Origin of the sequence: uncultured Flavobacterium sp., from assembly GCF_963975515.1 — a bacterium.
GTDB lineage: Bacteria > Bacteroidota > Bacteroidia > Flavobacteriales > Flavobacteriaceae > Flavobacterium.
The window spans coordinates 140,388-164,590 of sequence record NZ_CAXBGY010000001.1 but is presented as its reverse complement, the minus strand read 5'-3'; the positions used below and the strand labels follow the sequence as shown (position 1 = coordinate 164,590).

Sequence of the window (24,203 nt, the reverse complement as noted above, 5' to 3'; positions counted from 1 at the left end):
TAGTAGGCAGTTTAATAAAAGTAAAAATGAAAAATAAATATTTAATTGGAATAATACTTTTTGGAGTTGTTATAACTATTTTTGGAGCTTTAATAAAGATTATGCACTTTCAATTTGGGGTAATTACAGGTAATGTGTTACTTTCTATTGGTATGTTAACTGAAGTACTTGGAATCATATTGTTAATTATAAAACTTACTACTAATAAAAACGATAATTTTCTAAATAAATAATTTAAGATTTAAAGTCTAGATATTAAACGGTTGGCTGTTATTTACTGTGAGCAAAACTGAACACTGATAACTGAACACTGAACACTAAAAAATAATGACCAAAACCACAATCTTCCTTCTAATTCTTTCAGTAGTAATCGCTGGATTATTGTCTTTTTATCAATACTTATATAAAGTCAAGAACAAGTCAACTTTAAATTTGTTTTTGACTTTTTTGCGTTTTGTTTCTTATTTTACGGTGTTTTTGTTGTTGATTAATCCAATTATTTCTCGAAAAACGTTGGAAACATCTAAAACTCCTTTGCCTATATTTTTTGATAATTCGCAATCAATCAGTGAATTAGAAGCTTCTGAAAATACTACAAAGATTTTTAAAGCTTTAAGTGAAAATAGCAAGTTGAAAGATAAATTTGAAGTTCAGACTTATTTGTTTGACGACGAAATTTATCAAGATAAAGCTTTGGATTTCAAAGGAAAACAGTCTAAAATTGATCAAGTTGCTAAAGATATAAAGCAATTGTACAAAGCACCGATTTTCCCTGTGATTTTAGTTACTGATGGAAATCAAACTCAAGGAAGCGATTATATTTATTCTTTTCAGTCGAATGCAAATATTTTTCCAATAATTGTTGGTGATACGACAGAAGTGGAAGATTTAAAAATCAATCAAGTAAACGTGAATAAATATGCGTTTTTGAAGAATAAATTTCCGGTTGAAGTATTTGTGCAATATAACGGTCAAAAGTCAATTTCTGCAAATGTTTCTATTACTGAAAATGGAAGTGTGATTTTTAAAGAAACCGTTTCCCTTTCTGCTAATCAAAAGGTAAAAACCGTTACTGCTTTGTTAAATGCGAATTCAATTGGAACAAAAAAATACACGGTTACTGTTTCAAGTAATTTAACCGAAAAGAACAAAACAAATAATATTAAATATTTTGCAGTTGAAGTTTTAGACCAAAGAAAAGAAATTGCGTTAATTTCTACTATAAATCATCCAGATTTAGGTGCTATTAAACGAAGTATTGAAGCTAATCAACAACGTAAAGTAACAATTCTTAAACCAAAGGAAATTAGCGATTTAACAAAATTTAATGTTTGTATATTTTATCAACCAACTAATGAATTTTCTTCTGTAATTAGTCAAGCTAAAAAACTAGGATTAAATGCATTTTTCATCACAGGAAAGTCAACTGATTTTAATGTTATGAATCAATCTCAAACCGATTTAACCTTTAAAATGGCTAATCAAAAAGAGAATTATGTAGCTTCATTTAAGGAACAATTCAATCTTTTTGCACAAGACAATATTGGTTTCGATTATTTTCCACCTTTGGAAAACGGATTTGGTTCTGTGAAAACGAATAGCAATGTTTCGGTTTTATTAGGTTCAAAAATCAATCGAATTGATGTTGAAAATCCAATGTTGAGTTTTTCTGAAAATGGTGCCAATAGAAATGCTTATTTATTAGGTGAAAATATTTGGAAATGGAGAATCGAAAGTCACGTTAAAACGAAAGAATTCACGCAATTTGATACGCTTATGGACAAAATTGTTCAATTCTTGACTACAAATAGTGCTAAAAAATCATTAGTTGTCAATCACGAATCATTTTACAATTCAGGTGAACCTATTGAAATTACAGCACAATTCTTCAATAAGAACTACGAATTTGATGAAAATGCTAAATTGGCCATCAATCTTCAAAACAAGACTAAAAACACTTCAAAAACTTACGATTTCTTAAAAGGAAACAACGAATACAAAGTGAGTTTAGACAATTTAGAAGCTGGAAATTACAGTTTCACCGTTACAGAAAAGAACAGCAACAACAAATATTCAGGTTCTTTTGAGATTCTTGATTTTGAAATCGAGAAACAATTCGTAAACGCAGACAAAAGTCGTTTAGATCAATTGGCTCAAAATACCAACGGAAAAGCTTTTTATCCTACCAATATTGATGCTTTAATTGATAATTTATTGGCAAACGATAACTACAAAGCCATTCAAAAAGAAATCGTTAAAAAATCTCCTTTAATTGATTGGGTTTGGTTGTTGGTTTTATTAGCTATTGCTTTGGCTACGGAATGGTTTGTTCGTAAGTATAATGGGTTGTTGTAGAGATTTGTTGAATAATTTTAAACTTATATGTTAAACATTCAGTATGTATTATAGAATTTTGAAGTGATTTTCGCTAACTTTCTAACTTTGATTTTTTTAAGAATATAGATTTTCAATCTAATATTAATATCTTGTTTCTAAATATTCCATTAAAATATTTTGATAATCTTTTAAGTTTTTATTTTCAGTTTTGATTATTTTTTCATTATTGTAAATTTTATAATTTCCATTTGTACCTTCATTCTTTGTCCAAATTATGCCATCTTTAATTTTTCCTAAGTCATTAGTTTCCAAGTAACAAATTGATAATGGTGTAAATTGTTCGGCATATTTTCCATAATAAATTCTTAGTAGAACATCTTCTTTTGAGAAAAAATCTGCAAGTGAATTTAAAATTAAATCAATTGCTGCTAAGTTTGATTCTCTTTCCATTCTTGCAAAAAGTTTAAAACTTTTATCAAAATTTCTATCATCACTATCAAGACTATCAATACTTTCCATGTTAGATTTGCTAACATAAGCAACTACTACGTCATTAATCAAGTTTGCCGTAATTATACTTTTTGAAGGTAATTTATTTAGGTCGAAATCAATAGTTTCTAAATGTAACAATTGCTTTTTTTTATAGATTAGTTCACTAACCTGCTTTTTTGTTTTTTAAATATATTTTTATTATTGCTTCTGATTCATCTGCATTTTCAATAAATATGGTATCATTTTTCTTTGAAAAGCTTAATATATTTCCATAATTAACAGCGTACAACTCTGTTTCAAAACTTTCAAGATTACCTTGAATATATTTTTTAATAGTTTTTCCACTTTCAATATCAACAGTAATCAATGAATCTTGATTTTGTCCGAAGCAAAAAAAAGTAAATAGAAAAATTAAAAGAGTTGAATATAACGTTTTCATTTCATTATGGTTTTAGCAAAATTGTATTTTATTCACAACTTATTAAATCAAATCTAACAAAAAAACCAATTCAGAAACTATTTCTGTAAGACTATTTACAGAAAAAAATCACTCTTCCAATTTCTCAAACAAATCTGGAGAAGCATTTAAATATCTTGGATTCATCAATTCTTCTTTCCATTTTTTGCTAATAGAATCACTTATTTGAATTCGAGAATCTACTTGTTCAAATACTTTGTTAGTAATCCACATAGGTTGTTTGGACCAATTAGCGTTGATATAACTAAAAGCTTTTATAACATCTTTGTTGTCTTTGATGGTTTTAAAAAAAGGAATAAACCATTTTTCCCAAGCTTCATAAGCCACTTTTGGATTGCCTAAACGAGAATTAAAATACAAACCATCAATACTTAAAGTTGGAGTAGCTTCAGCAATAAAAACAGGTTTTTGGTGTTTTCTTGCAAAAGTCAACATTTCAGTATCAGGATTATCAAAATAGGAGTAAGCACACCAATCTACAAATTCATCACCAGGATACCAATCTTCTAAAACTTGCTGACCAGAACCATTTCCTTTAGATTGCCAAACAAAAGCAACATTATCTACATTCATTTCTTTAAACATAGAATGAATGCGTTTCCAAGCCTCTAAATAGTGTTTTTTGTTATAGTGATTCCAACTCCAGCCGTCAAATTCGTACCCAATTCTCAAGAAAATAGGTCTTTTACTGTTTTTTATCCAAGTTCCTAATTCTTTTATTAATGCATCATGTTCTCCATTAGCAACCTTTTTTTCATTATCAACCATTGACAAACCTATTGAAATCATTGTATTGTCAAAATCTTTATCTTCTAAAACACATTGCAAACAAGTATCACCAGCACCCCAATTTACAATCGATTTCAAACCATCATTACCTTTTTGAAAATATCCGTACGATTCTTTATTGGGAGAAAATCCTGTGTAAAGTGTTATTCCAGCAGGCATTTCAAAAATATCACAATAACCATTAGTGTAGTTGTCTAATCCACCAATTGCTTCCAAATCTTGACCAATAAATACCAAACATTCACTATCCTTTGGTTCAAATTTAGAACTTGTTTTATTACTTGAATTAACTTTAAATACTTGATTCTTCTGAGTTGAAGAACAACTAATTAAAAATGCAAAAAAAAGGGTACTATATAAGTTTGCGATTTTCATAATAAAAAAATGAGTGCAAACAATTTTAAATGTCTGCACTCAAATTTAATGATTTTTGAATTATAAAATATTATTTTTCATATTTCTTCTTAGTTAACATATCAGAAGCAGTTTGATAATAAGCAGTTGATTCTTTGATTAAGTCTTGTCGTTTTGTAGTCATTAAGGTTTCATCATAGAAAATTCTAAAATCTTCTGTTAATTTAGGGTTATCCAATTGTTTTAAAGCAAATTGTTTTAATTGTTTTACGGGTGAAATAATCGTTAAAACATTATCTTTAATAAATCCTAAATCTTGGTATGTTGCAATAAAAGCTCTTGGTTTGTAATCGTCTTTTAAAACATCTTGTCCGTAAAATTTACTGTCATAATCAAAGTTTAATAATCCAAAAAGTGTTGGCATTAAATCTATTTGCGACATTAATTTGTTGTTGTTTGCTGGTGCGATAAATCCTGGTGCATAAATCATAGCAGGAATTCTGTATTTATCCATTGGCAATTCTGTTTTTCCAGAACTAGAAGCACAATGGTCGGCTACAATTACAAAAACTGTATTTTTAAACCATGGTTGTTTAGCTGCTTTATTAAAAAACTGACGCAAAGCATAATCGGTATATTTTACACCACCATCACGTGATTTTATAGTTGGAGAAATATCAATTTTTCCATCAGGATATGTAAAAGGTCTGTGATTACTCACGGTCATCCAATGATTAAAGAACGGTTTCCCAGTTTTAGCTTCTTCATTCATCGTTTTAAGGGCTTTGTTTGCCATATCTTCATCACAAACACCCCAAATATTCGCAAAAGTGATTTCTTCTGGTGTTAACGTTGTTTTGTCTACAATATCATAACCGTTTCCACTAAAAAAGTCACGCATGTTATCAAAAAACGCATCACCTCCATATAAATATTTAGTTTGGTAGCCTTTTTTCTTAAAAACACTTGCTGTACTGAATTTGTTTTTGTTGTCTTCTCGTTTTACAACACTTTCACCAGGAGTAGGAGGAATACTTAATGTCATAGCTTCCAAACCACGAACGGTTCTATTTCCAGTGGCATATAAATTAGAGAAATTTAGACTTTGCAAAGCCAATGAATCTAGGAAAGGTGTAATGTTTTGTTCGTTTCCATATAGTTTCATGTATTCAGAACTCAAACTTTCTATGGTAATCAAAACAACATTCATTTTAGTTTCTGTAGAATCTGAAGCAATATGCCTTAGTGTTGTGTCATTACCAATATTTGAAATCTGATTTTTCAATAAAGCATAAGCTTCGTTGTTTGGCATTGTTTCATAAAACTTAAAGAAATCCAATTCACTTTGCATAAAAGCACCATAGAATTTATAAATTCCGTTGGCTTGTAATTCATTCGTAAAAATATTTGAAGAATCTTCTTGATTTGCTAAAACCGGAATCATTTTTAAGGAGACTATAAATAATATAGTATAAACTCCAATCACTTTTAACTTATATATAAACGTTGGGAGAGTTTCTAAGTATATTTTAGATTTTTTAACGATGATATAAGTCGAAAGTAAAGCAACTAATCCAACACCAGCAAACAAAGGAACCACTGGATAAGATTCCATAATATTTCCGATAACTGTATTCGTATAAACAAGATAATCAACTGCAATAAAATTATAACGAACTCCAAATTCATTCCAAAAGAAGAATTCACTAACTGCATTTTGAATGATTATTAAGACAAAAATAAAAATTGTAATAGAGAAAACAGCTAATCTAATGTTTTTTCTTTGTTTAGGAAAGAACAATAAAAGTCCAATTAATAAAGTTTTTATACCTACAAATCCAATTCCTAATGCAGGCAAAACGCCACCATATTCATTTAAAATTGTTTTTCCAGATAAAATATAAATTAACAAAGCTAAATAAGCACCGAATAAGACATAACCCCAAGGTTTATTGAATTTTGAATCGGATAAAAAGATTAAATAAAGCCATAAAAAAGCACTTGCAACTGTAAATATAAGTAAGTCAGATAAAAGTCCGAATGAAAATATTTTTAAGATGGCTAAAACTCCAAATTTGGATTGTGTTATGGGATGAAATAAAAGTATCAATCTCAAAACAAATCCAAGAAGTAAATAAAAGATAGCTAAATTTTTAAAAGGTGCAATATGCTTAGGAAATTTCATGTTTATTGATTCAAATTTATAAATCAAAGGTATTTGAGAACTTCTTTTTTTAACTTAAGGATTACTTAAGATTGACTTAAGGTTAAGTAATTAAGAACTTAAGATTAGCTTAAATAAACTCATATTTTTATACTTAATAACTGTAAAATTCGTTATTTTGTTTAAAAATAGAAATTATGTATAAAGTACTAGTAATCATTTGTCTTTTAGTTACTTCATTAGTCTCTGCTCAAGATTGGAAAACCAGTTTTGATGAAGCAAAAATTGATGCTACTAATGAATCAAAAAATATAATACTTGTTTTTTCTGGTTCAGATTGGTGTGCACCTTGCATTAAATTGGATAAAAGTATTTGGCAATCTGAAGCCTTTAAACAAGCAGCTTCAGAAAATTGGATTCTTTTAAAAGCTGATTTTCCTAAGAAAAAAGCGAATGCATTATCAGAAGAGCAAACAAAAATAAATCAAGAATTAGCCGAAAAATATAATCCAGAAGGAAGTTTTCCTAAAGTTGTCATCTTAAATAACGAGGGTAAAGTACTTGGAATTATGGGTTATGAAAAAATAACGGACAAAGAATATATATTAAAATTAAAATCATTTAATAAGTAGTGAAAAAACTATTAGTTTTCATATCATTATTGTTTTCGTTTGTAGCATTTAGTCAAGTTACATTCAAAAAAACGGCTTCTCTTTTGGGAAGTCCTTTTGATATAACTGTAGTTGCTAAAGATTCTGTTCAAGGAAACTACTATGCAAACCTTGCTATTGATGAAGTAAAACGAATTGAAAATTTAATTTCCGATTGGATTCCAACTTCACAAATCTCAAGTGTCAATACAAATGCTGGAATTCAACCCATAAAAGTGGATACTGAAGTTTATGATTTAGTAGAAAGAGCTTTAAAAATCTCAAAATTAACAAACGGAGCTTTCGATATTTCCTATGCTTCGATGGATAAAATTTGGAAATTTGATGGAAGTATGACCAAAATGCCTACTGAAGAAGAAATTAAAAAATCAGTTTCAAAAGTAGGTTATCTAAACGTAATTCTAAATCCAAAAGACACTACAATTTTCCTAAAAAATGAAGGAATGAAGTTGGGTTTAGGTGGAATAGGACAAGGATTTATAGCCGATAAATTAAAAGCACTATTGCAATCAAAAGGTTGTGAAGCTGGAATTGTAAATGTTTCAGGAGATATTAGTACTTGGGGAAAACAAATAGATGGAAAACCTTGGACTATTGGAATCATAAATCCAATGAATAAGAATAAAGTTTTCGCTACATTTCCTTTAAAAGATACAGCTGTTGAAACTTCAGGAAGTTATGAAAAATTTGTTACTTTTGATGGTAAGAGATATTCTCATATTATTGATCCCAGAACGGGTTATCCTGCAAGCGGAATTGTAAGTATTTCAGTTTTTGCCCAAAAAACCGAAGTTGCTGATGCATTTGCGACCGGAATTTTTGTAATGGGAGTAGAAGTAGGGCTTGATTTTGTAAATCAAATTAAAGGAGTTGAATGTATAATTGTTGATGATAAAGGAGCAATTCATACTTCAAAAAATATAGATTTAAAAAAATACGAATAAATGAAAAAACTAATTTTTATAGGTATCCTTTTTATGGCTTTGCAATCTTGTAATTCAGTAAAAGAGTATGAGAAACAAAACATTAACGATCCTTCAATGAAGTTAACAGCTCAAACTACAGAACGTTATGAAACTGCCTTTCAAGTTTATAGAGAAGCTGCTGCAGGTGCAAATGGAGGAAAAACTGGTGGAGGTTGTGGTTGTAACTAATTGAATATGAAAAATTACATTTTATATAGCTTAATTTTATTTTCAACACTTTCTTTTTCGCAAGTTAAAGATAGTATTGTCTATAAAAAGCGTATTTTAGAAACTACAGAAGTAGATTTCTTATCAAGTTATTATAAGCAAGATGGTGTTCATTCTGCTGTTGCCGGTGGAATTGGTTCTGAAGATTTATCAGATTTTGCATCAAATATTGTAATTTCTGTTCCAATGAATGCAGATGATATTTTAACCATTGATGTTGGGATTTCTGCTTATACTTCAGCATCTTCTAGTAATATAAATCCATTTTATGCCGCTAATACTTCAAATGGAGATGATGATAAGCATTCCGCAAAAAATAGTGGTACAAATTGGCAAACTGCAACAGCTGCTTCTGGAACTGGAGACACATCTACACCAATAGGAACACCTTGGCAAGCGTCATCAGGTGCTTCGGCCTCTGATGCATTAGTTTCACTAGTTGCAAATTATAGCCACAGTAGTGATGATAGAAATTTCAATTGGAATGCGGATGTTTCATTTTCAAACGAATATGATTATACATCTGTTGGTTTTGGAGGTGGAATTGCCAAATTATTCAACAATAAAAATTCAGAATTATCTCTAAAAGCAAATGTATATTTAGACCAATGGAGACCAATTTATCCAACAGAATTAAGCGAATTTGGAAAATATGGAGCAAGTTATTCAACTAATGGCTATTTTAATGGGGTAACAATTATAAATGAAAATGGACCTGAAGCAACTGAAACTTATTTACCTTCTAAATTTTCTACTTTAGATAAAGTTAATAGAAATTCATATTCAGCTTCATTTGGGTTTTCACAAGTTGCTACTAAAAAAATGCAATTCTCATTATTCTTTGATGTAATACAACAACAAGGACTGCTTTCAACACCATATCATAGAGTATATTTTGCAGATAAAACTAATTTTTACATTGGTCTAACTCAATACATTCCTGTTTATGAAACCGAAGCAAACATTGGTGTTTATAGATTAGCAGATGATATTGAACGATTACCAGATTCAAGGACAAAAATTCCAGTTGGTGCGCGATTGAACTATTATCTGAATGAAAGAGTCACTATACGAACTTATTACAGGTATTATTGGGATAATTGGGACATCACTTCTCATACAGCAAGTATTGAATTACCAATTAAAGTTTCTGATAAATTCACTGTCTTTCCAATGTATCGTTATTATACACAACAACAATCTAAATATTTTGCAGGTTTTGAAAAACATCTTTCAACAGAACAATATTATACTTCGGATTATGACTTATCAACTTTTGATGCCAATCAATTTGGGTTTGGCGTAAACTACGTTGATATTTTTACCAATTTTCAAATTTGGAAATTTGGATTGAAAAACATTGACTTCAGATTTAATCATTATACAAGAAGTGATGGGCTTAATGCAAATATTGGAAGTATTGGGTTTAAATTTGTAATGTAACAAGAGTTTAGATTTAAAACTAAAATAAGTTAGTTTTGTAATCAGTTTTATTAGGTATTGTATCCTATGAAACTGATTTCCTTTTTTTATGAAACACTACTTATCTTAATATTTGATTAAATGATTATAATTAAATTTAATTTTGGATAGAATAGTATTAATTTTATATAGTAAATAATTTCAAAATGAAAATTTTAGTAATTGAAGATGAAATAGGTATTGCAAACTTTCTAAAACAAGGTTTAGAAGAAGAAGGTTATGAAGTTTTAACAGCTACTAATGGTCAATCAGGAATTGATTTAGCTATATCTGTAGATGTTGATTTAATCCTATTAGATTGGATGTTACCAAAAGTAACTGGAATTGATGTTTGTAAAACCATAAGAAAAACAAATCTTGATGTACCTATTTTATTCTTAACGGCAAAAGATACCGTTCAAGAAACGATTGAAGGATTAAAAGCAGGAGCAAACGATTATATAAAAAAACCGTTTAGCTTTGAAGAGTTATTAGAACGCGTTAAAATATATTTTAGAAAGAATACTACTGTTGATATTTTAACATTGGGAAACATTCAAATAAACTTATTAAAATACCAAGTTCTTGTTGATAATAAAGAAATTTCTTTGACACAGAGAGAATTCGAATTACTGACTTACTTAATTAAAAACAAAGGAAAAGTTTGTACTCGAAATCAAATCATTGAAGACGTTTGGAACATTCATTTTGAATACGACACTAGTGTTATAGATGTATTTATGAATGCTATTCGAAAAAAAATAAACTTTAATAAAGAGAATGATTTAATTAAAACTATTCGTGGAGTTGGTTATATTGCCAACGATTAAAACTAAATTACTATGCTTTCATTCTCATATAGAAACAGAATTGCCTTTTATTACATTATTACTACAGCTTTATTGATTTCTGTTGTATTTACTGTGATTTATATTAGTGTAAAAGAATCTGTTTATAGACATATTGAAAACGATATTGCAATAGAAAAAACAAAATTATTTGAAGAAATTAGTATTACAAATGAAGGCTTTATCCTAATTGATCAAAATGAATGGAAAGAAAAAGAGCATAATACTTTAGATGTAAATCCAATTTTTATTCAGTTTACAAATACTGAAGGAAAAATGTTTGATAAATCTCCAAACCTAAAGAATTCACAATTAATATTTCATAAATCAGAAGAAGGTGTACCACTTTATTTTGATGCTAAATTGAATCAAATTTTAATCCGACAATCTCAAATCGATATAACATATAAAGGAAAAACAGTTGGTTATTTAATTATCGCTATGTCTTTAGAAGATGCTAATTTAGTGTTACGTAATTTGCGATATACCTTATTGTTAACTTTTCCTTTAGTTCTAGGTATATTATTTTTAGTTGCTAGATTCATTGTTGGAAGAAGTATTGAGCCTGTTAAAACTATTATAGAAACATCCAATAAAATTACTAAAGACAATCTTAATACAAGGATTTTACTCCCAGATAATAGAGACGAATTATATGAATTATCAGACACAATTAATAATTTATTAAATCGAATTGAAAATGCAATTAAACGAGAAAAACAATTTACTTCTGATGCTTCTCACGAATTAAGAACTCCTTTAGCTATAATTAAAGGTACACTTGAGGTTTTGATACGTAAACCACGTGAAAAACAAGAGTATGAAGAAAAAATTAATTTTTGCATTAGCGAAGTTGATAGAGTAAATAAGTTGGTTGACGAACTATTATTATTAGCAAGATTTGAAAATGAAAAGCAAAATATTAAATCAGAAAGTGTTTTGTTAAATGCTCTTTTATTAGATACTTCAGCCCGTTTTTCAGAAAAAATAAAGGACAAACAATGCAAAATAAATAACCAATTTGAAGATGAAGTTTATATTCAATCCGATTATAATTTAGTTTCAATAATTCTTAGTAATATCTTTTCAAATGCTTTAAAATATTCTGAAGAAAACTCAAATGTTACAGTTAAGCTATACAATGAAAACAATGTTGTAAAATGTAGTATTACCGACGAAGGAATAGGAATTTCTGAAGAAGATAAAGATAAAATTTTCAATGCTTTTTTTAGATCCGAAAGCTTAAATCATCCAGACATTAAAGGAACTGGTTTGGGTTTATCAATCGTAAAAAGACTTTGCGAATTATTAAGCATAATAATAAACATAGAATCACAATTAAACAAAGGAACTACAATAGTTTTAAGTTTTCCCGAAGAAGAAATTAAGTAACTCTTAATCTTTCTTAAAGTTAACTAGCTTATATTTGTGTGATTTAAGTTACATAGTAAAGTAATTTTTTTTACTAATTTTACAAGATGAATAAAGTATTTGCCATTTTTCTAATAACTATATTTTTGTGTGCCAACACATCAATAGGGCAATTCTTGAAAATCCCTAATCTAATTGAACATTACAAAGAATACCAAACAGAAGTAAATAGTGATTCAAATTCTTTTACTCAATTTATAAAAGTTCATTATTCTAAAAACACGGATAATAACGACAAAGAACATGAAAATTTACCTTTCAAAACTTTTGATAATTCTACTCATGTTTTGTTTACATTTTCAGCGGTAACCTTTCAACTTGAAATTATAAAACCCTTAATTTCAGTTAAAAAGAAGTTTTTTTATACTAAATCATTCAAATCAAATTTATTTACTTCGATTTGGATGCCACCTAAAATAGCCTAACATTTTATTGTTTAGAAATTATAACTAATTTCTATTTTATTAATTATATTTATCTGTTAATTAGATAGATATTCTTTATTAATTATTCAATTTAATTAAAATGTTAGAAAAAATTATAGCTTTCAGCTTAAAAAATAAATTCATTGTTCTATTATTTATTTTAGGAATTGCTGGTTTTGGAGTGTATTCAATCACTCAAATTTCCATTGGTGCTGTTCCTGATGTTACCAATAATCAAATACAAGTTATCACAACTTCTCAAAATCTTTCTACACAAGATATTGAACAATATATTACTTATCCAGTTGAATTAGAAATGGCAAATTTACCTGGAGTGGAAGAAATTCGTTCTATTTCAAAATTCGGATTATCAGTAGTAACAATAGTTTTTACTGACGAAATGGGAACCTATTTACCAAGACAATTAATTGCCGAAAAAATAAAATCAGCTTCAGAAAAAATTCCGGAAGGATTTGGAATTCCAGAAATGGGACCAATTACAACGGGTTTAGGAGAAATTTATCAATATACTTTAGAAGTAAAACCAGAATATAAAGATGAATACACAGTAACCGATTTAAGAACCTTACAAGATTGGGTAGTTAAGCGTCAATTATCTGGTATAAATGGAGTTGTGGAAATAAATACGTGGGGTGGATATCTAAAACAATATGAAGTTGCAATAACACCTTCAGCTCTTAAAGCGATGGATATTTCAATTAATGATGTGTTTTCGGCTTTAGAGAAGAATAACAGTATTGCAGGTGGAGCTTATATCGAAAAAACCAATCAAAGTTATTTTATTCGTGGAGAAGGAAAAGTAAAATCTATTGAAGATATCAATAACATTGTCGTAAAAAATGTAAATGGAAATCCAATTTATGTTAAAAATGTAGCCAATGTTCGTTATGGTTCAGCCAATCGTTTTGGAGCCATAACAGGAAATGGTGAAGGTGAAAAAGTTTTAGGTCAAGTCATGATGCTTAAAGGAGGAAACTCTAAACAAGTTATTGATGATGTAAAAGCAAGAGTTTTAGAAATCGAAAAAACATTACCAAAAGGTGTTTATATCAACGGATTTTTAGAAAGAAGTGAATTAGTAGGAAAAACAACGTTCACAGTAGCTGAAAACCTTATTTTAGGTTGTTTAATCGTGATTTTTGTAGTGGTTTTATTATTAGGAAATTGGCGTTCAGGATTAGTGGTTGCATCAGTAATTCCATTATGCTTACTTTTTGCAATTTCATTTATGAATATTTTCGGAATTGATGCTAACTTAATGAGTTTAGGAGCAATTGATTTTGGAATTATAATAGATGGAGCCGTAATTATAGTCGAGTTTATAGCTTTTCAAATCGCTCATAAATCCAAGCATTTAGTTGGATTATCTAAAGAAGATCAACAAGTTCAAATTGATGAAATAACGTATAAAAGTGCCTCCAAAATGATGAATTCGGCTATATTCGGTCAATTAATCATCTTAATTGTATTTATTCCAATTCTGTCTCTTTCAGGTGTTGAAGGAAAAATGTTTAAACCAATGGCAATGACATTTAGTTTTGCTTTAGTTGGAGCTATGTTATTCTGCTTCACTTATGTTCCAGTAGTTTCATCATTATTTCTAAAACCAACTGCTGAAAATCCAAAATCCATTTCAAAACGTTTAATAAATAAACTGAATTCTTGGTATTTACCACTAATTACTTGGGCAATAGCCAATACAAAAAAGGTATTATATGGTGCTTTAGGTTTATTGGTTTTTGCAATAGTCTTATTTACAACTATGGGTGGTGAATTTATTCCAACTTTAGATGAAGGAGATTTCGTAATTCAACCGGTTTTAAAAACGGGAACTTCATTAACCAAGACTATTGAAACAACAACTAAAATCGAACAAATCATATTAAAAAACTTTCCAGAAGTTGATCAAGTAGTTAGTAGGATAGGAGCTGCCGAAGTTCCAACAGATCCAATGAGTATGGAAGAAAGTGATGTAATTGTCAAATTAAAACCAAAATCAGAATGGGTTTCAGCTAACTCTAAAGACGAATTAGCCGATAAAATAAAAGAAGCCATCGAAAAGAAGATTCCAAATATGGAAATCGAATTCACGCAACCAATAGAAATGCGTTTTAACGAATTAATTTCAGGAACACGTTCAGATGTTGCTGTGAAGGTTTTTGGTGACGATTTAGAAATCTTAGCCCGAAAAGCAGACGAAATTGCCAAAGCAATCAAAAATGTAGAAGGTGCTTCGGATATTATTATCGAAAAAACAGAAGGTTTACCACAAATGGCTGTAACGTACGACAGAATGAAAATAGCTCAATTTGGGATGAATATAGCCGATTTAAATGATGTTTTATCTTTAGCTTTCGCAGGAAAAACGGTAGGAAATGTGTTCGAAGGTGAAAAACGTTTTGACATGGTAATTCGTCTAGATAAAGAAAATCGTTCAGGTATTCAAGATGTTCAAAATTTATATGTTTCGGCTCCAAATGGACAACAAATTCCATTACAAGAACTAGCAAATATTGAATACACAACTGGTCCAGCAAAAATTTCAAGAGATAATACCAACAGAAGAATTGTAGTTGGAATTAACGTTAGAAACCGAGATTTACAAAGTGTTGTAGATGATATTCAGAAAATTGTAGATACAAAAATCAAATTACCAACAGGTTACAGAGTCACTTATGGTGGACAATTTGAAAACCTTCAAAGTGCAAAAGCTCGTTTGCTAATTGCTGTTCCAATTGCTTTATTTTTGATATTTATCTTATTGTATTTTGCTTTTGGTTCTGTAAAAGAGGCTTTAATGGTTTATTCTGCGATTCCTTTATCTGCAGTTGGTGGTGTTTTATTTTTATGGATTCGCGATTTACCTTTCAGTATTTCAGCTGGAGTTGGATTTATTGCTTTATTTGGAATAGCCGTTCTAAACGGAATAGTATTAATAGAACATTTCAAAGAATTAAAACATGAAGGCATGAAAAATATAGATGAATTAATTCTAAAAGGTACAACAGATAGACTTCGACCAGTTTTATTAACTGCTGCAGCTGCAGCTTTAGGATTTTTACCAATGGCAATTTCATCTTCAGCTGGTGCAGAAGTGCAAAGACCTTTAGCAACTGTTGTAATTGGTGGTTTATTCACAGCTACATTATTAACAATGTTAGTTTTACCTGTTTTATATAAGATTATGGATACCAAAGAATTTAAAAAGCCAAAATTCAAAAAACATACATCAGGAACTTATATCATTCTGTTTTTTATGTTTACAGGTTTCGGATTTGCTCAAAACAACAACCCTGAATTAGATAGTTTAGTATCAAAAGGAATTGCAAATAACAATAATATCAAAGCAATGCAATTGCAAGTAGATAAAGCAAAAGCATCTATAAAAACGGCTTATTCTATTGACAAAACTAATATTTATTATAGTTATGATCAGAACAATTTACCTGCAAATAATATTCCGTTAAAGGTTTTTGGAGTACAACAAAGTTTTGCGTTTCCAACAGTTTATGGAGCACATAAAAAAGTATTACAAGCTCAATATGAAAAAGAAATTTCAAATTTAGATTTACAAAAAAGTCAATTGACTCGTGAAATTTCTACAGTTTATAATCAAATCGTATTTGTACAACATCAAGAAAAATTATACAATTATTTAGATAGTTTGTATCAAAATTTTTCAAAAGCAAGTGATAGAAGATTCGAATTAGGAGAAAGTAATTACTTAGAAAAAATTACAGCTCAGGCTAAATTTCGTCAAATTAACACCAAATTAATTCAAATTAAAAAGGATAAAATTGGGTTTTATGACAAGCTTAAATCTTTAGTGCAAACAGATGAAAAATTAGTAATTTCTTCAACAGAATTAAAAGCAGAAAATAATTTAAGTAATACTAATAATAAAGAATTATACAAATCATATTATGAGAATGTTACAGATATTTATAAAAAACAAATATCCTTTCAAAAACAACAAGCTTTACCCGATTTACATTTAGAATATTTTCAAGGAAAAAACACAGGCTTATCTTCTTCTTTATATGGATTTCAAGTGGGAATTTCAATACCTTTATTCTATAATGGAAATGTGGCCAAAAACAAAGTGGCTAAAATTGAATTACAAAGTTGGGAAGCTCAAAAAGAAAATGAAATGTTTAAAATCGAAGCACATTTAAGCCAACAAAAACAAACTTTAGAAAAATTTCAAGAAGGAATCAATTATTATAATCAATATGGAAAGAAATTATCCGAAGAAATCATAAAAGTGGCTGACATGAGCTACAAACATGGAGAAATTGACTTTTTTCAATACATAATGAGTTTAGAAAATGCAACTTCCATTCAAATGGATTATTTAGAAACTCTTTTACAATACAACTTAACGCAATTAAATTTACAATACATAACTTTAGAATAGATTTTCAGATTTTCAGATTTCAGAAAACAGATCCTTAATTAGTTACAAAAATAAAACAAAAACAAATGAAAAAGCTACTATATATATTTCTATCAGGATTACTCTTAACGGCTTGTAAACAAGAAGCCACAGAAGTAACTGTTGCAAAAAATGAAGACGAAATTTCAATTTCAAAAGAACAATTTCAAACCATGAAAATGGAAATTGGTTCTCCAATGGAACAAGACTTTAATGTTGGTGTAAAAGCTACAGGAAAAATTGATGTTCCACCAGAAAACAGAGTTAAAATCACTTCATTTTTAGGAGGTTATATCAAATCAACCCATTTATTAATTGGTGATAAAATCAAAAAAGGACAAGCTTTAGTCACTCTTGAAAACACTGAATTCATTGACATTCAGAAAGATTATTTAGAAGTGGCTGAACAAATCAGTTATTTAAAATCTGAATATGAAAGACAAAAAACCTTGTATGATGAAAAAATCACTTCCCAAAAAAACTATCTAAAAGCACAAAGTGATTATAAAAGAGCTAATGGAATGTACCAAAGTTTAAAAAAGAAACTACAAGTATTAAACATTTCTCCAGCTCAAGTGCAGAAAGGAAATTTGACTTCAACTATTACAATTTATGCACCAATTGCAGGTGATGTAACGGTTATGAATGCAAATGTGGGGATGTTTATGGCTCCTTCAGATATTATTTTAGAAATTGTTGATACAGATCATTTACATGTTGAATTAGCTGTTTTTGAAAAAGACATTCTTCAAGTTAAAGAAAATCAAAATATTGTTTTTACGGTTCCACAAGCTTCAAAAGAAGAATTCAAGGCTAAAGTAGTTTTGGTAGGAAAATCTATTGAAGGAAACGACAGAACAATCATGATTCACGGACACTTAGATGATGCAATAAAACAACGATTATTAACTGGAATGTTTGTAGAAGCAACAATTTTAACAGATTCTAAAAAAGGATTAGCTATTCCAACTGATGCTTTAATTACTGAAAATGATAAAAATTATGTACTTTTAGTTAAAAATAATTCAAAAGTTGATTATATCTTTGAAAAAACAGAAGTCAAAGTAGGAGAGAAGTCAGCCGAATCTATAGAAATTATTGAAAGTAATAAAGTAAATAAAAACTCAAAAATACTTACAAAAGGTGTATTTGATAGCATTTAAACTATGGAAAATCAAGCAGATGACTATTTAGACAATCATTACATTCATAAAAGCAACTGGTTAAGAGCAGCGGTTTTAGGAGCTAATGACGGAATTTTGTCAACCTCAAGTATTGCTATTGGAGTAGCAGCAGCAAGCGATTTTCGTGAACCAGTAATTCTAGCAACTTTAGCCGGCTTAGTTGCTGGAGCTTTATCTATGGCTGCAGGTGAATATGTTTCTGTAAGTTCGCAAACTGATGTCGAAAAAGCAGATATTGAACGAGAAAGAATTGAACTAGAAGAAATGCCTGAACTCGAGTTGCAACGTTTAACCGAAATATACGTAGAAAGAGGTTTGAAAAAGGAAACCGCTTTACAAGTTGCCATAGAATTAACCGAACATGATGCATTAGGAGCTCATGTAAGAGATGAGTTAGGAATAAACGAAATAAGTCAAGCAAATCCATTACAAGCCGCTTTAGCATCTGGAGCAGCCTTTACAGTTGGTGGAATTTTACCATTTATAGTAACTTTATTTTTACCAATGAAAACAATGGAATATTCGCTTTACGGATTAGCCATATTATTTTTAGCAATTTTAGGTGCATTAGCAGCAAGAACTGGAGGTTCAAGCATATTGAAAGCTGTACTAAGAGTCACTTTTTGGGGTACGATTGCTATGGTGTTAACTGCTTTAGTCGGACACTTTTTTGGAGTTCAATTAGCTTAAACAAACTATAAATTTTCATAAAAATTTGTTTATTCAGAAAATATGCCTTTATATTTGCAGTGTTAAAAAATAACAACAAATTATGTTTACAAATCAATTACATCATCATCATCATTTAAACCAAGCTCAAGCTAGGCAATGATGTTTTTGTGTAATAAACCAAAATAATTATAAACCCGTTTGAGTATATCAAACGGGTTTTTTCTTTCCAAGAATTGCACTTGATATATTCAGACATTTCTCAAAATTAAAATGAATATATTAAAAATTGCTATTCAAAAATCAGGTCGTTTGTACGATGAAAGTATTCAGCTCTTAAAAGATTCAGGTATTTCTGTTTACAATGGAAATGACCAACTTAAAGTAAAGGCTTCTAATTTTCCACTTGAAGTTTACTTCTTAAGAAATTCAGATATTCCACAGTATTTAATCGATGGAGTAGTAGATATCGCTATTGTTGGAGATAATCTATTAGTCGAAAAAGGAAACGACATTCAAGTAGCTGAAAAATTAGGTTTCTCAAAATGTAAAGTTTCTGTAGCTGTTCCTAAAGCCTTTAAATACAACACTGTAAATGACTTAAACGGATTAAGAGTTGCAACATCTTATCCAAAAACAGTTACTGATTATTTTTCTTCAAAAGGAATTTCGGTTGACATTCACCAAATTTCAGGTTCCGTTGAAATTGCTCCAAATATTGGATTATCAGATGCAATTGTTGACATCGTTTCTAGTGGAAGTACTTTATTCAAAAACGGATTAAAAGAAGTAGAAGTCATTTTAAAAAGTGAAGCTGTTTTAGCCGTTTCTCCACAAATTTCTGAAGAATCAAAAGCTATTTTAAGCAAACTTCAATTCAGAATGCAATCAGTTTTACGTTCTAGAAAATCGAAATATATTCTAATGAACGTACCTAATGACAAAATAGAAATTATCAGTTCAATTCTTCCTGTTTTAAAAAGTCCAACTGTAATGCCTTTAGCGGAAGAAGGTTGGAGTAGCGTTCACTCAGTAATTGAAGAAGATACTTTTTGGGATGTTATTGACCAATTAAAAGAAGCTGGAGCAGAAGGCATTTTAGTTTGTCCAATCGAAAAAATGGTTCTTTGACTAATTAATTTTTACTAATCACTAATTACTTCAAAATGAACAAAATATATAATCCACAACCCGAAAATTGGGATGAAATTTTAAAAAGACCAACTCAAACTTTTGATGATGTTGAAGAAACCGTAAAACAGATTTTTAAAGAAGTCCAACAAAAAGGAGATATAGCTGTTGCGAAATATACTTCTTTATTTGATGGAGTGCAAATAGAAGATTTAATAGTTTCAAGTGTTGAAATTGAAAAAGCAGTTGCACAAGTTTCCAATGAATTGAAAGAGGCCATTCAATTAGCTAAATCGAACATCTACAACTTTCACAAAGCTCAAAAAACCGAAAAAATAAGTATTGAAACCACAGAAGGAGTTCAGTGTTGGCAAGAAAAAAGACCAATTCAAAAAGTTGGTTTGTATATTCCAGGTGGTTCTGCTCCTTTGTTTTCAACGGTTTTAATGTTGGCTGTTCCAGCTACAATTGCGGGTTGCAAGGAAATTATTTTGTGTACACCACCTGATAAAAACGGAAATATCAATCCAGCTATCTTATTTGCAGCTTCTCTTTGTGGTGTGACTAAAATTTATAAAGTTGGTGGCATTCAAGCAATCGCTGCCATGACTTTTGGAACAAAAACAATTGATAAAGTCTACAAAATTTTTGGACCAGGTAACCAATTTGTAACGATTGCAAAGCAATTTGCTTCTCAAAATGGAGTAGCTATTGATATGCCTGCTGGTCCGAGTGAATTGTTAGTTTTTGCAGATGGAACAGCTGTTCCTTCATTCGTAGCTTCTGATTTATTGAGTCAAGCAGAACACGGAAAAGACAGTCAAGTCATTTTAGTAACTACTTCAAAAAACATGTTAAATGATGTTGAAGAAGAAATTTACAAGCAATTAGAAGCTTTGCCTAGAAAAGAAATTGCTCAAGTTGCCATAAACAATTCCAATCTAATTTTAATGGATTCAGATGAAAAAGCGTTGAATCTAATAAACGAATATGCTCCTGAACATTTTATTGTTTGTTCTAAAAACGAAGATTTTTTCATCAACGGAATTGAAAATGCGGGTTCTGTTTTTGTCGGAAATTTCACACCAGAAAGTGCTGGTGATTATGCATCAGGAACTAATCACACGTTACCAACTAACGGATATTCTAAAAGTTATAGTGGGGTGAATTTAGATAGCTTTTTAAAAGCTATGACGTTTCAAAAAATATCAGAAAAAGGAATTCAAAATATAGGTAAAGCGATAGAACTTATGGCTGATGCCGAAGGATTACAAGCTCACAAAAATGCCGTTTCACTAAGATTAAATACTTTAAAAAATGACTAATTTCGATATTAATAAACTAACTAGAACTAATGTTTTAAACATGAAACCTTATTCGTCAGCAAGAGATGAATTCAAAGATTTCAAGCATGAAATGATTTATTTAGACGCTAACGAAAATCCATTTGACAATAGTGTAAATCGTTATCCAGATCCTCAGCAATTGGAATTAAAAGAGCTTCTTGCTGAAAAAAGGAATGTTAAAGTAGAAAATATCTTATTAGGAAATGGTAGTGATGAAGTTTTAGACTTGTTATACAGAGCTTTTTGTGAACCATATAAGGACAACGTAATTACACTACCACCAACTTATGGTATGTATGAAGTTTTAGCCAATATAAATGCCGTAGAAAATAGAGCAGTTCTTTTAACAGATGATTTTCAACCAAATGCTGAAGCTATACTAAGCAAAACAGATGAAAACACGAAAATTTTATTTTTATGTTCTCCAAATAACCCAACTGGTAACTCTTTTTCAGACAAAATCGTATTTGACTTGTTAAGTAATTTTAATGGTTTGATTTTGATTGATGAAGCCTATATTGATTTTTCTGAAAGAGACAGTTGGTTGTTATTGCTAAAAGAATATCCAAATTTAATAATTTGCCAAACACTTTCTAAAGCATATGCCATGGCTGGAATGCGAATTGGAATTTTATACGCTTCTTCGGAAATTATATCGGTTTTAAATAAAATAAAACCACCTTATAACATAAATATACTTTCACAAGAGAAAGCTATCAAGAAAATACAACAAAGCACATTAGATTTTCAAGTCAAAAAAATTTTATTAGAGCGAGATAAATTATTTGAAGCTTTAAAAACGGTAGATTTTATCGAAAAAGTTATACCTTCAGATGCTAATTTCATTCTAATAAAAGTAGATGACGCTGATTTGCGTTACCAACAATTTATTGATAACGGAATTGTTGTTAGAAACAGAAGCAATCAACCTTTATGTGATAACTGTTTAAGAATAACCATAGGAATAAAAGAAGAAAACGAAAAAGTGATACAACTTTTAAAAACATTACAATATGCCTAAAAAAGTATTATTCATCGATAGAGATGGAACGATAATAAAAGAAACACAAGACGAACAAATCGATGCGTTTGACAAAATGATTTTCTATCCAAAGTGCATTCCTTTTTTGAGTAAAATTGCTAAAGAATTGGATTATGAATTGGTAATGATAACTAATCAAGATGGTTTAGGAACAAATATTTTTCCTGAAGACACTTTTTGGCCTGTTCACAACTTCATAATGAAAACCTATGAAAATGAAGGTGTTGTCTTTGATAAAGTCTTTCTAGACAGAACCTTTCCAAAAGATAATGCCAATACAAGAAAACCTGGAACTGGTTTACTAACAGACTATTTTTCTGAAGCGTATGATTTAGAAAATTCATTTGTAATTGGAGATAGATTAACTGATGTTGAATTAGCTAAAAATTTAGGTTCTAAAGCAATATTTATCAATGATAACACCAATTTGGGAACTACTGAAATCTTTGTAAAACAAGAAGAATTACAGCCAACTATCGCTTTAGAAACAAACGATTGGGAAAAAATTTATGAATTTCTAAAATTGGAAAATAGAACAGCATCTATTCAAAGAAAAACAAATGAAACGGATATTTCTATTACTCTAAATCTTGATGGAACAGGAAAAAGTAAAATTTCAACCGGAATTGCCTTCTTCGATCACATGTTAGACCAAATTGCTCGTCACGGACAAATGGATTTAGATATTCAAGTCAATGGTGATTTAGAAGTAGACGAACACCACACCATTGAAGACACAGCGATTGCTTTAGGAGAAGTTTTTGCAAAAGCTTTAGGAACTAAATTAGGAATAGAACGTTACGGGTTTTGTTTACCTATGGATGATTGTTTAGCACAAGTAGCCATTGATTTTGGTGGAAGAAATTGGTTAGTTTGGGAAACAGAATTCAAAAGAGAAATGATTGGACAAATGCCAACGGAAATGTTTTTTCACTTTTTCAAATCGTTTACCGATGGAGCAAAAGCCAACTTAAACATAAAAGCGGAAGGCACAAACGAACACCACAAAATTGAAGCTATTTTTAAAGCTTTCGCAAAAGCTATAAAAGTAGCCGTTAAACGTGATGTAGAAAAAATGATTTTACCATCAACAAAAGGAATGTTATAATGAATATTGTAATTATTGATTATGGTGCTGGAAATATTCAAAGCATTCAATTTGCCTTAGAAAGATTAGGTTTTGTTGGAGTTTTGAGTAACGATTGGAACAAAATTCAAAAAGCTGATAAAGTTATCTTTCCTGGTGTTGGTGAAGCGAGTAGTGCTATGAAAAAACTGAAAGAAAGTGGTTTAGATTTGTTAATTCCAACTTTAAAACAACCTGTTTTAGGTATTTGTTTAGGAATGCAATTGTTATGCAAATCTTCCGAAGAAGGAAACACAAAAGGACTCGGAATTTTTGACGTAGATATACTGAAATTCTCAAATAAAGTCAAAGTTCCCCAAATGGGTTGGAATACTATTTACAATTTAAAATCACCATTATTTCAAGACATTAAAGAGAATGAGTTCATGTATTTAGTCCACAGTTATTATGCTCCAAAATGTTCAGAAATGATTGCAACAACTAATTATGAAATGGAATATGCAACGGCTTTACAAAAAGATAATTTCTACGGTGTACAATTTCATCCAGAAAAAAGTGGTGTTTTTGGAGAACAAATATTAAAGAACTTTTTAAACTTATAATAACTAAAGAGAAGGAACACAGATATGAGAAATAAGAGAAATT

At 29.6% G+C, this 24,203-nt stretch carries 21 protein-coding genes; 17 read left to right on the top strand and 4 right to left on the bottom strand.

Translation table 11 applies throughout. The features are described from left to right. Positions 1-26 precede the first annotated feature (26 nt). Positions 27-233, top strand: a complete 207-nt coding sequence (locus AAC008_RS00750; protein WP_339886821.1) for a hypothetical protein — start codon at positions 27-29, stop codon at positions 231-233. A gap of 94 nt (positions 234-327) precedes the next feature. Next, complete coding sequence (locus AAC008_RS00745) at positions 328-2,355, top strand: hypothetical protein (RefSeq protein ID WP_339886820.1); 2,028 nt, start codon at positions 328-330, stop codon at positions 2,353-2,355. Between the two features lie 123 nt (positions 2,356-2,478). Here the strand turns inward: AAC008_RS00745 and AAC008_RS00740 are convergent, their stop codons facing one another. The 4 genes from AAC008_RS00740 to AAC008_RS00725 all read right to left on the bottom strand — a co-directional run bounded on the left by AAC008_RS00740 (position 2,479) and on the right by AAC008_RS00725 (position 6,635). Further along, a complete protein-coding gene (locus AAC008_RS00740; protein ID WP_339886819.1) occupies positions 2,479-2,967 on the bottom strand; it encodes a hypothetical protein in 489 nt (162 codons plus the stop codon). Between the two features lie 25 nt (positions 2,968-2,992). Further along, complete coding sequence (locus AAC008_RS00735; protein ID WP_339886818.1) at positions 2,993-3,268, bottom strand: hypothetical protein; 276 nt, start codon at positions 3,266-3,268, stop codon at positions 2,993-2,995. A 108-nt stretch (positions 3,269-3,376) separates the two neighbouring features. Further along, positions 3,377-4,471, bottom strand: a complete 1,095-nt coding sequence (locus tag AAC008_RS00730; protein ID WP_339886816.1) for a glycosyl hydrolase — start codon at positions 4,469-4,471, stop codon at positions 3,377-3,379. Positions 4,472-4,541: 70 nt separating this feature from the next. Beyond that, positions 4,542-6,635, bottom strand: a complete 2,094-nt coding sequence (locus tag AAC008_RS00725) for an LTA synthase family protein (protein WP_339886815.1) — start codon at positions 6,633-6,635, stop codon at positions 4,542-4,544. Between the two features lie 176 nt (positions 6,636-6,811). On the opposite strand from AAC008_RS00725, the gene AAC008_RS00720 reads away from it, so the two are divergent. The 15 genes from AAC008_RS00720 (at position 6,812) to hisH (ending at position 24,160) form a co-directional block, all read left to right on the top strand. Continuing rightward, positions 6,812-7,246, top strand: a complete 435-nt coding sequence (locus AAC008_RS00720; protein WP_339886814.1) for a thioredoxin family protein — start codon at positions 6,812-6,814, stop codon at positions 7,244-7,246. After that, positions 7,246-8,229, top strand: a complete 984-nt coding sequence (locus tag AAC008_RS00715; protein ID WP_339886813.1) for an FAD:protein FMN transferase — start codon at positions 7,246-7,248, stop codon at positions 8,227-8,229. The genes AAC008_RS00720 and AAC008_RS00715 overlap by 1 nt, the downstream gene beginning before the upstream one ends. Beyond that, positions 8,230-8,439: a DUF4266 domain-containing protein gene (locus tag AAC008_RS00710; RefSeq protein ID WP_339886812.1), complete on the top strand. Its 210-nt coding sequence runs from the start codon at positions 8,230-8,232 to the stop codon at positions 8,437-8,439. It abuts the gene before it with no gap. A 6-nt stretch (positions 8,440-8,445) separates the two neighbouring features. Continuing rightward, entirely contained in the window at positions 8,446-9,921 is a 1,476-nt protein-coding gene (locus tag AAC008_RS00705) for a DUF3570 domain-containing protein (RefSeq protein WP_339886811.1), read from the top strand. Positions 9,922-10,106: 185 nt separating this feature from the next. After that, positions 10,107-10,769 (top strand): response regulator transcription factor, encoded by a 663-nt coding sequence (locus tag AAC008_RS00700; protein ID WP_339886810.1) that lies wholly within the window; start codon positions 10,107-10,109, stop codon positions 10,767-10,769. A gap of 12 nt (positions 10,770-10,781) precedes the next feature. Next, on the top strand, positions 10,782-12,179 hold the full coding sequence (locus AAC008_RS00695; protein WP_339886809.1) for a HAMP domain-containing sensor histidine kinase: 1,398 nt from the start codon (positions 10,782-10,784) through the stop codon (positions 12,177-12,179). 86 nt (positions 12,180-12,265) lie between these two features. Continuing rightward, complete coding sequence (locus AAC008_RS00690) at positions 12,266-12,643, top strand: hypothetical protein (RefSeq protein ID WP_339886807.1); 378 nt, start codon at positions 12,266-12,268, stop codon at positions 12,641-12,643. A 100-nt stretch (positions 12,644-12,743) separates the two neighbouring features. Continuing rightward, positions 12,744-17,081, top strand: coding sequence for a CusA/CzcA family heavy metal efflux RND transporter (locus AAC008_RS00685; RefSeq protein ID WP_339886805.1), 4,338 nt, complete (start codon positions 12,744-12,746; stop codon positions 17,079-17,081). Between the two features lie 65 nt (positions 17,082-17,146). Further along, positions 17,147-18,262 (top strand): efflux RND transporter periplasmic adaptor subunit, encoded by a 1,116-nt coding sequence (locus AAC008_RS00680; RefSeq protein WP_339886804.1) that lies wholly within the window; start codon positions 17,147-17,149, stop codon positions 18,260-18,262. 3 nt (positions 18,263-18,265) lie between these two features. Continuing rightward, a complete protein-coding gene (locus AAC008_RS00675) occupies positions 18,266-18,973 on the top strand; it encodes a VIT family protein (protein ID WP_339886803.1) in 708 nt (235 codons plus the stop codon). A 252-nt stretch (positions 18,974-19,225) separates the two neighbouring features. Beyond that, positions 19,226-20,083 (top strand): ATP phosphoribosyltransferase, encoded by an 858-nt coding sequence (gene hisG / locus AAC008_RS00670; protein WP_339886802.1) that lies wholly within the window; start codon positions 19,226-19,228, stop codon positions 20,081-20,083. A 35-nt stretch (positions 20,084-20,118) separates the two neighbouring features. Then, positions 20,119-21,408 carry a histidinol dehydrogenase gene (hisD, locus tag AAC008_RS00665; RefSeq protein WP_339886801.1) on the top strand — a complete coding sequence of 430 codons (1,290 nt, stop codon included), beginning with the start codon at positions 20,119-20,121 and terminating at the stop codon, positions 21,406-21,408. Further along, the gene (hisC, locus tag AAC008_RS00660) at positions 21,401-22,450 is read left to right on the top strand and encodes a histidinol-phosphate transaminase (RefSeq protein WP_339886800.1); all 1,050 of its coding nucleotides are present in this window, start codon (positions 21,401-21,403) and stop codon (positions 22,448-22,450) included. Before hisD ends, hisC begins: the two co-directional genes overlap by 8 nt. Continuing rightward, a complete protein-coding gene (gene hisB / locus AAC008_RS00655) occupies positions 22,443-23,579 on the top strand; it encodes a bifunctional histidinol-phosphatase/imidazoleglycerol-phosphate dehydratase HisB (protein WP_339886799.1) in 1,137 nt (378 codons plus the stop codon). Before hisC ends, hisB begins: the two co-directional genes overlap by 8 nt. Further along, positions 23,579-24,160 carry an imidazole glycerol phosphate synthase subunit HisH gene (gene hisH / locus AAC008_RS00650; RefSeq protein WP_339886798.1) on the top strand — a complete coding sequence of 194 codons (582 nt, stop codon included), beginning with the start codon at positions 23,579-23,581 and terminating at the stop codon, positions 24,158-24,160. Before hisB ends, hisH begins: the two co-directional genes overlap by 1 nt. Positions 24,161-24,203: the final 43 nt, after the last annotated feature.

Bases quoted from the DNA above. Each gene is read 5' to 3' on its own strand.
- AAC008_RS00750 (WP_339886821.1), top strand. From the start codon at position 27: ATGAAAAATAAATATTTAATTGGAATAATACTTTTTGGAGTTGTTATA.
- AAC008_RS00745 (WP_339886820.1), top strand. From the start codon at position 328: ATGACCAAAACCACAATCTTCCTTCTAATTCTTTCAGTAGTAATCGCT.
- AAC008_RS00735 (WP_339886818.1), bottom strand. From the start codon at position 3,268: ATGAAAACGTTATATTCAACTCTTTTAATTTTTCTATTTACTTTTTTT.
- AAC008_RS00730 (WP_339886816.1), bottom strand. From the start codon at position 4,471: ATGAAAATCGCAAACTTATATAGTACCCTTTTTTTTGCATTTTTAATT.
- AAC008_RS00725 (WP_339886815.1), bottom strand. From the start codon at position 6,635: ATGAAATTTCCTAAGCATATTGCACCTTTTAAAAATTTAGCTATCTTT.
- AAC008_RS00720 (WP_339886814.1), top strand. From the start codon at position 6,812: ATGTATAAAGTACTAGTAATCATTTGTCTTTTAGTTACTTCATTAGTC.
- AAC008_RS00710 (WP_339886812.1), top strand. From the start codon at position 8,230: ATGAAAAAACTAATTTTTATAGGTATCCTTTTTATGGCTTTGCAATCT.
- AAC008_RS00705 (WP_339886811.1), top strand. From the start codon at position 8,446: ATGAAAAATTACATTTTATATAGCTTAATTTTATTTTCAACACTTTCT.
- AAC008_RS00700 (WP_339886810.1), top strand. From the start codon at position 10,107: ATGAAAATTTTAGTAATTGAAGATGAAATAGGTATTGCAAACTTTCTA.
- AAC008_RS00695 (WP_339886809.1), top strand. From the start codon at position 10,782: ATGCTTTCATTCTCATATAGAAACAGAATTGCCTTTTATTACATTATT.
- AAC008_RS00690 (WP_339886807.1), top strand. From the start codon at position 12,266: ATGAATAAAGTATTTGCCATTTTTCTAATAACTATATTTTTGTGTGCC.
- AAC008_RS00685 (WP_339886805.1), top strand. From the start codon at position 12,744: ATGTTAGAAAAAATTATAGCTTTCAGCTTAAAAAATAAATTCATTGTT.
- AAC008_RS00680 (WP_339886804.1), top strand. From the start codon at position 17,147: ATGAAAAAGCTACTATATATATTTCTATCAGGATTACTCTTAACGGCT.
- AAC008_RS00675 (WP_339886803.1), top strand. From the start codon at position 18,266: ATGGAAAATCAAGCAGATGACTATTTAGACAATCATTACATTCATAAA.
- hisG (WP_339886802.1), top strand. From the start codon at position 19,226: ATGAATATATTAAAAATTGCTATTCAAAAATCAGGTCGTTTGTACGAT.
- hisD (WP_339886801.1), top strand. From the start codon at position 20,119: ATGAACAAAATATATAATCCACAACCCGAAAATTGGGATGAAATTTTA.
- hisC (WP_339886800.1), top strand. From the start codon at position 21,401: ATGACTAATTTCGATATTAATAAACTAACTAGAACTAATGTTTTAAAC.
- hisB (WP_339886799.1), top strand. From the start codon at position 22,443: ATGCCTAAAAAAGTATTATTCATCGATAGAGATGGAACGATAATAAAA.
- hisH (WP_339886798.1), top strand. From the start codon at position 23,579: ATGAATATTGTAATTATTGATTATGGTGCTGGAAATATTCAAAGCATT.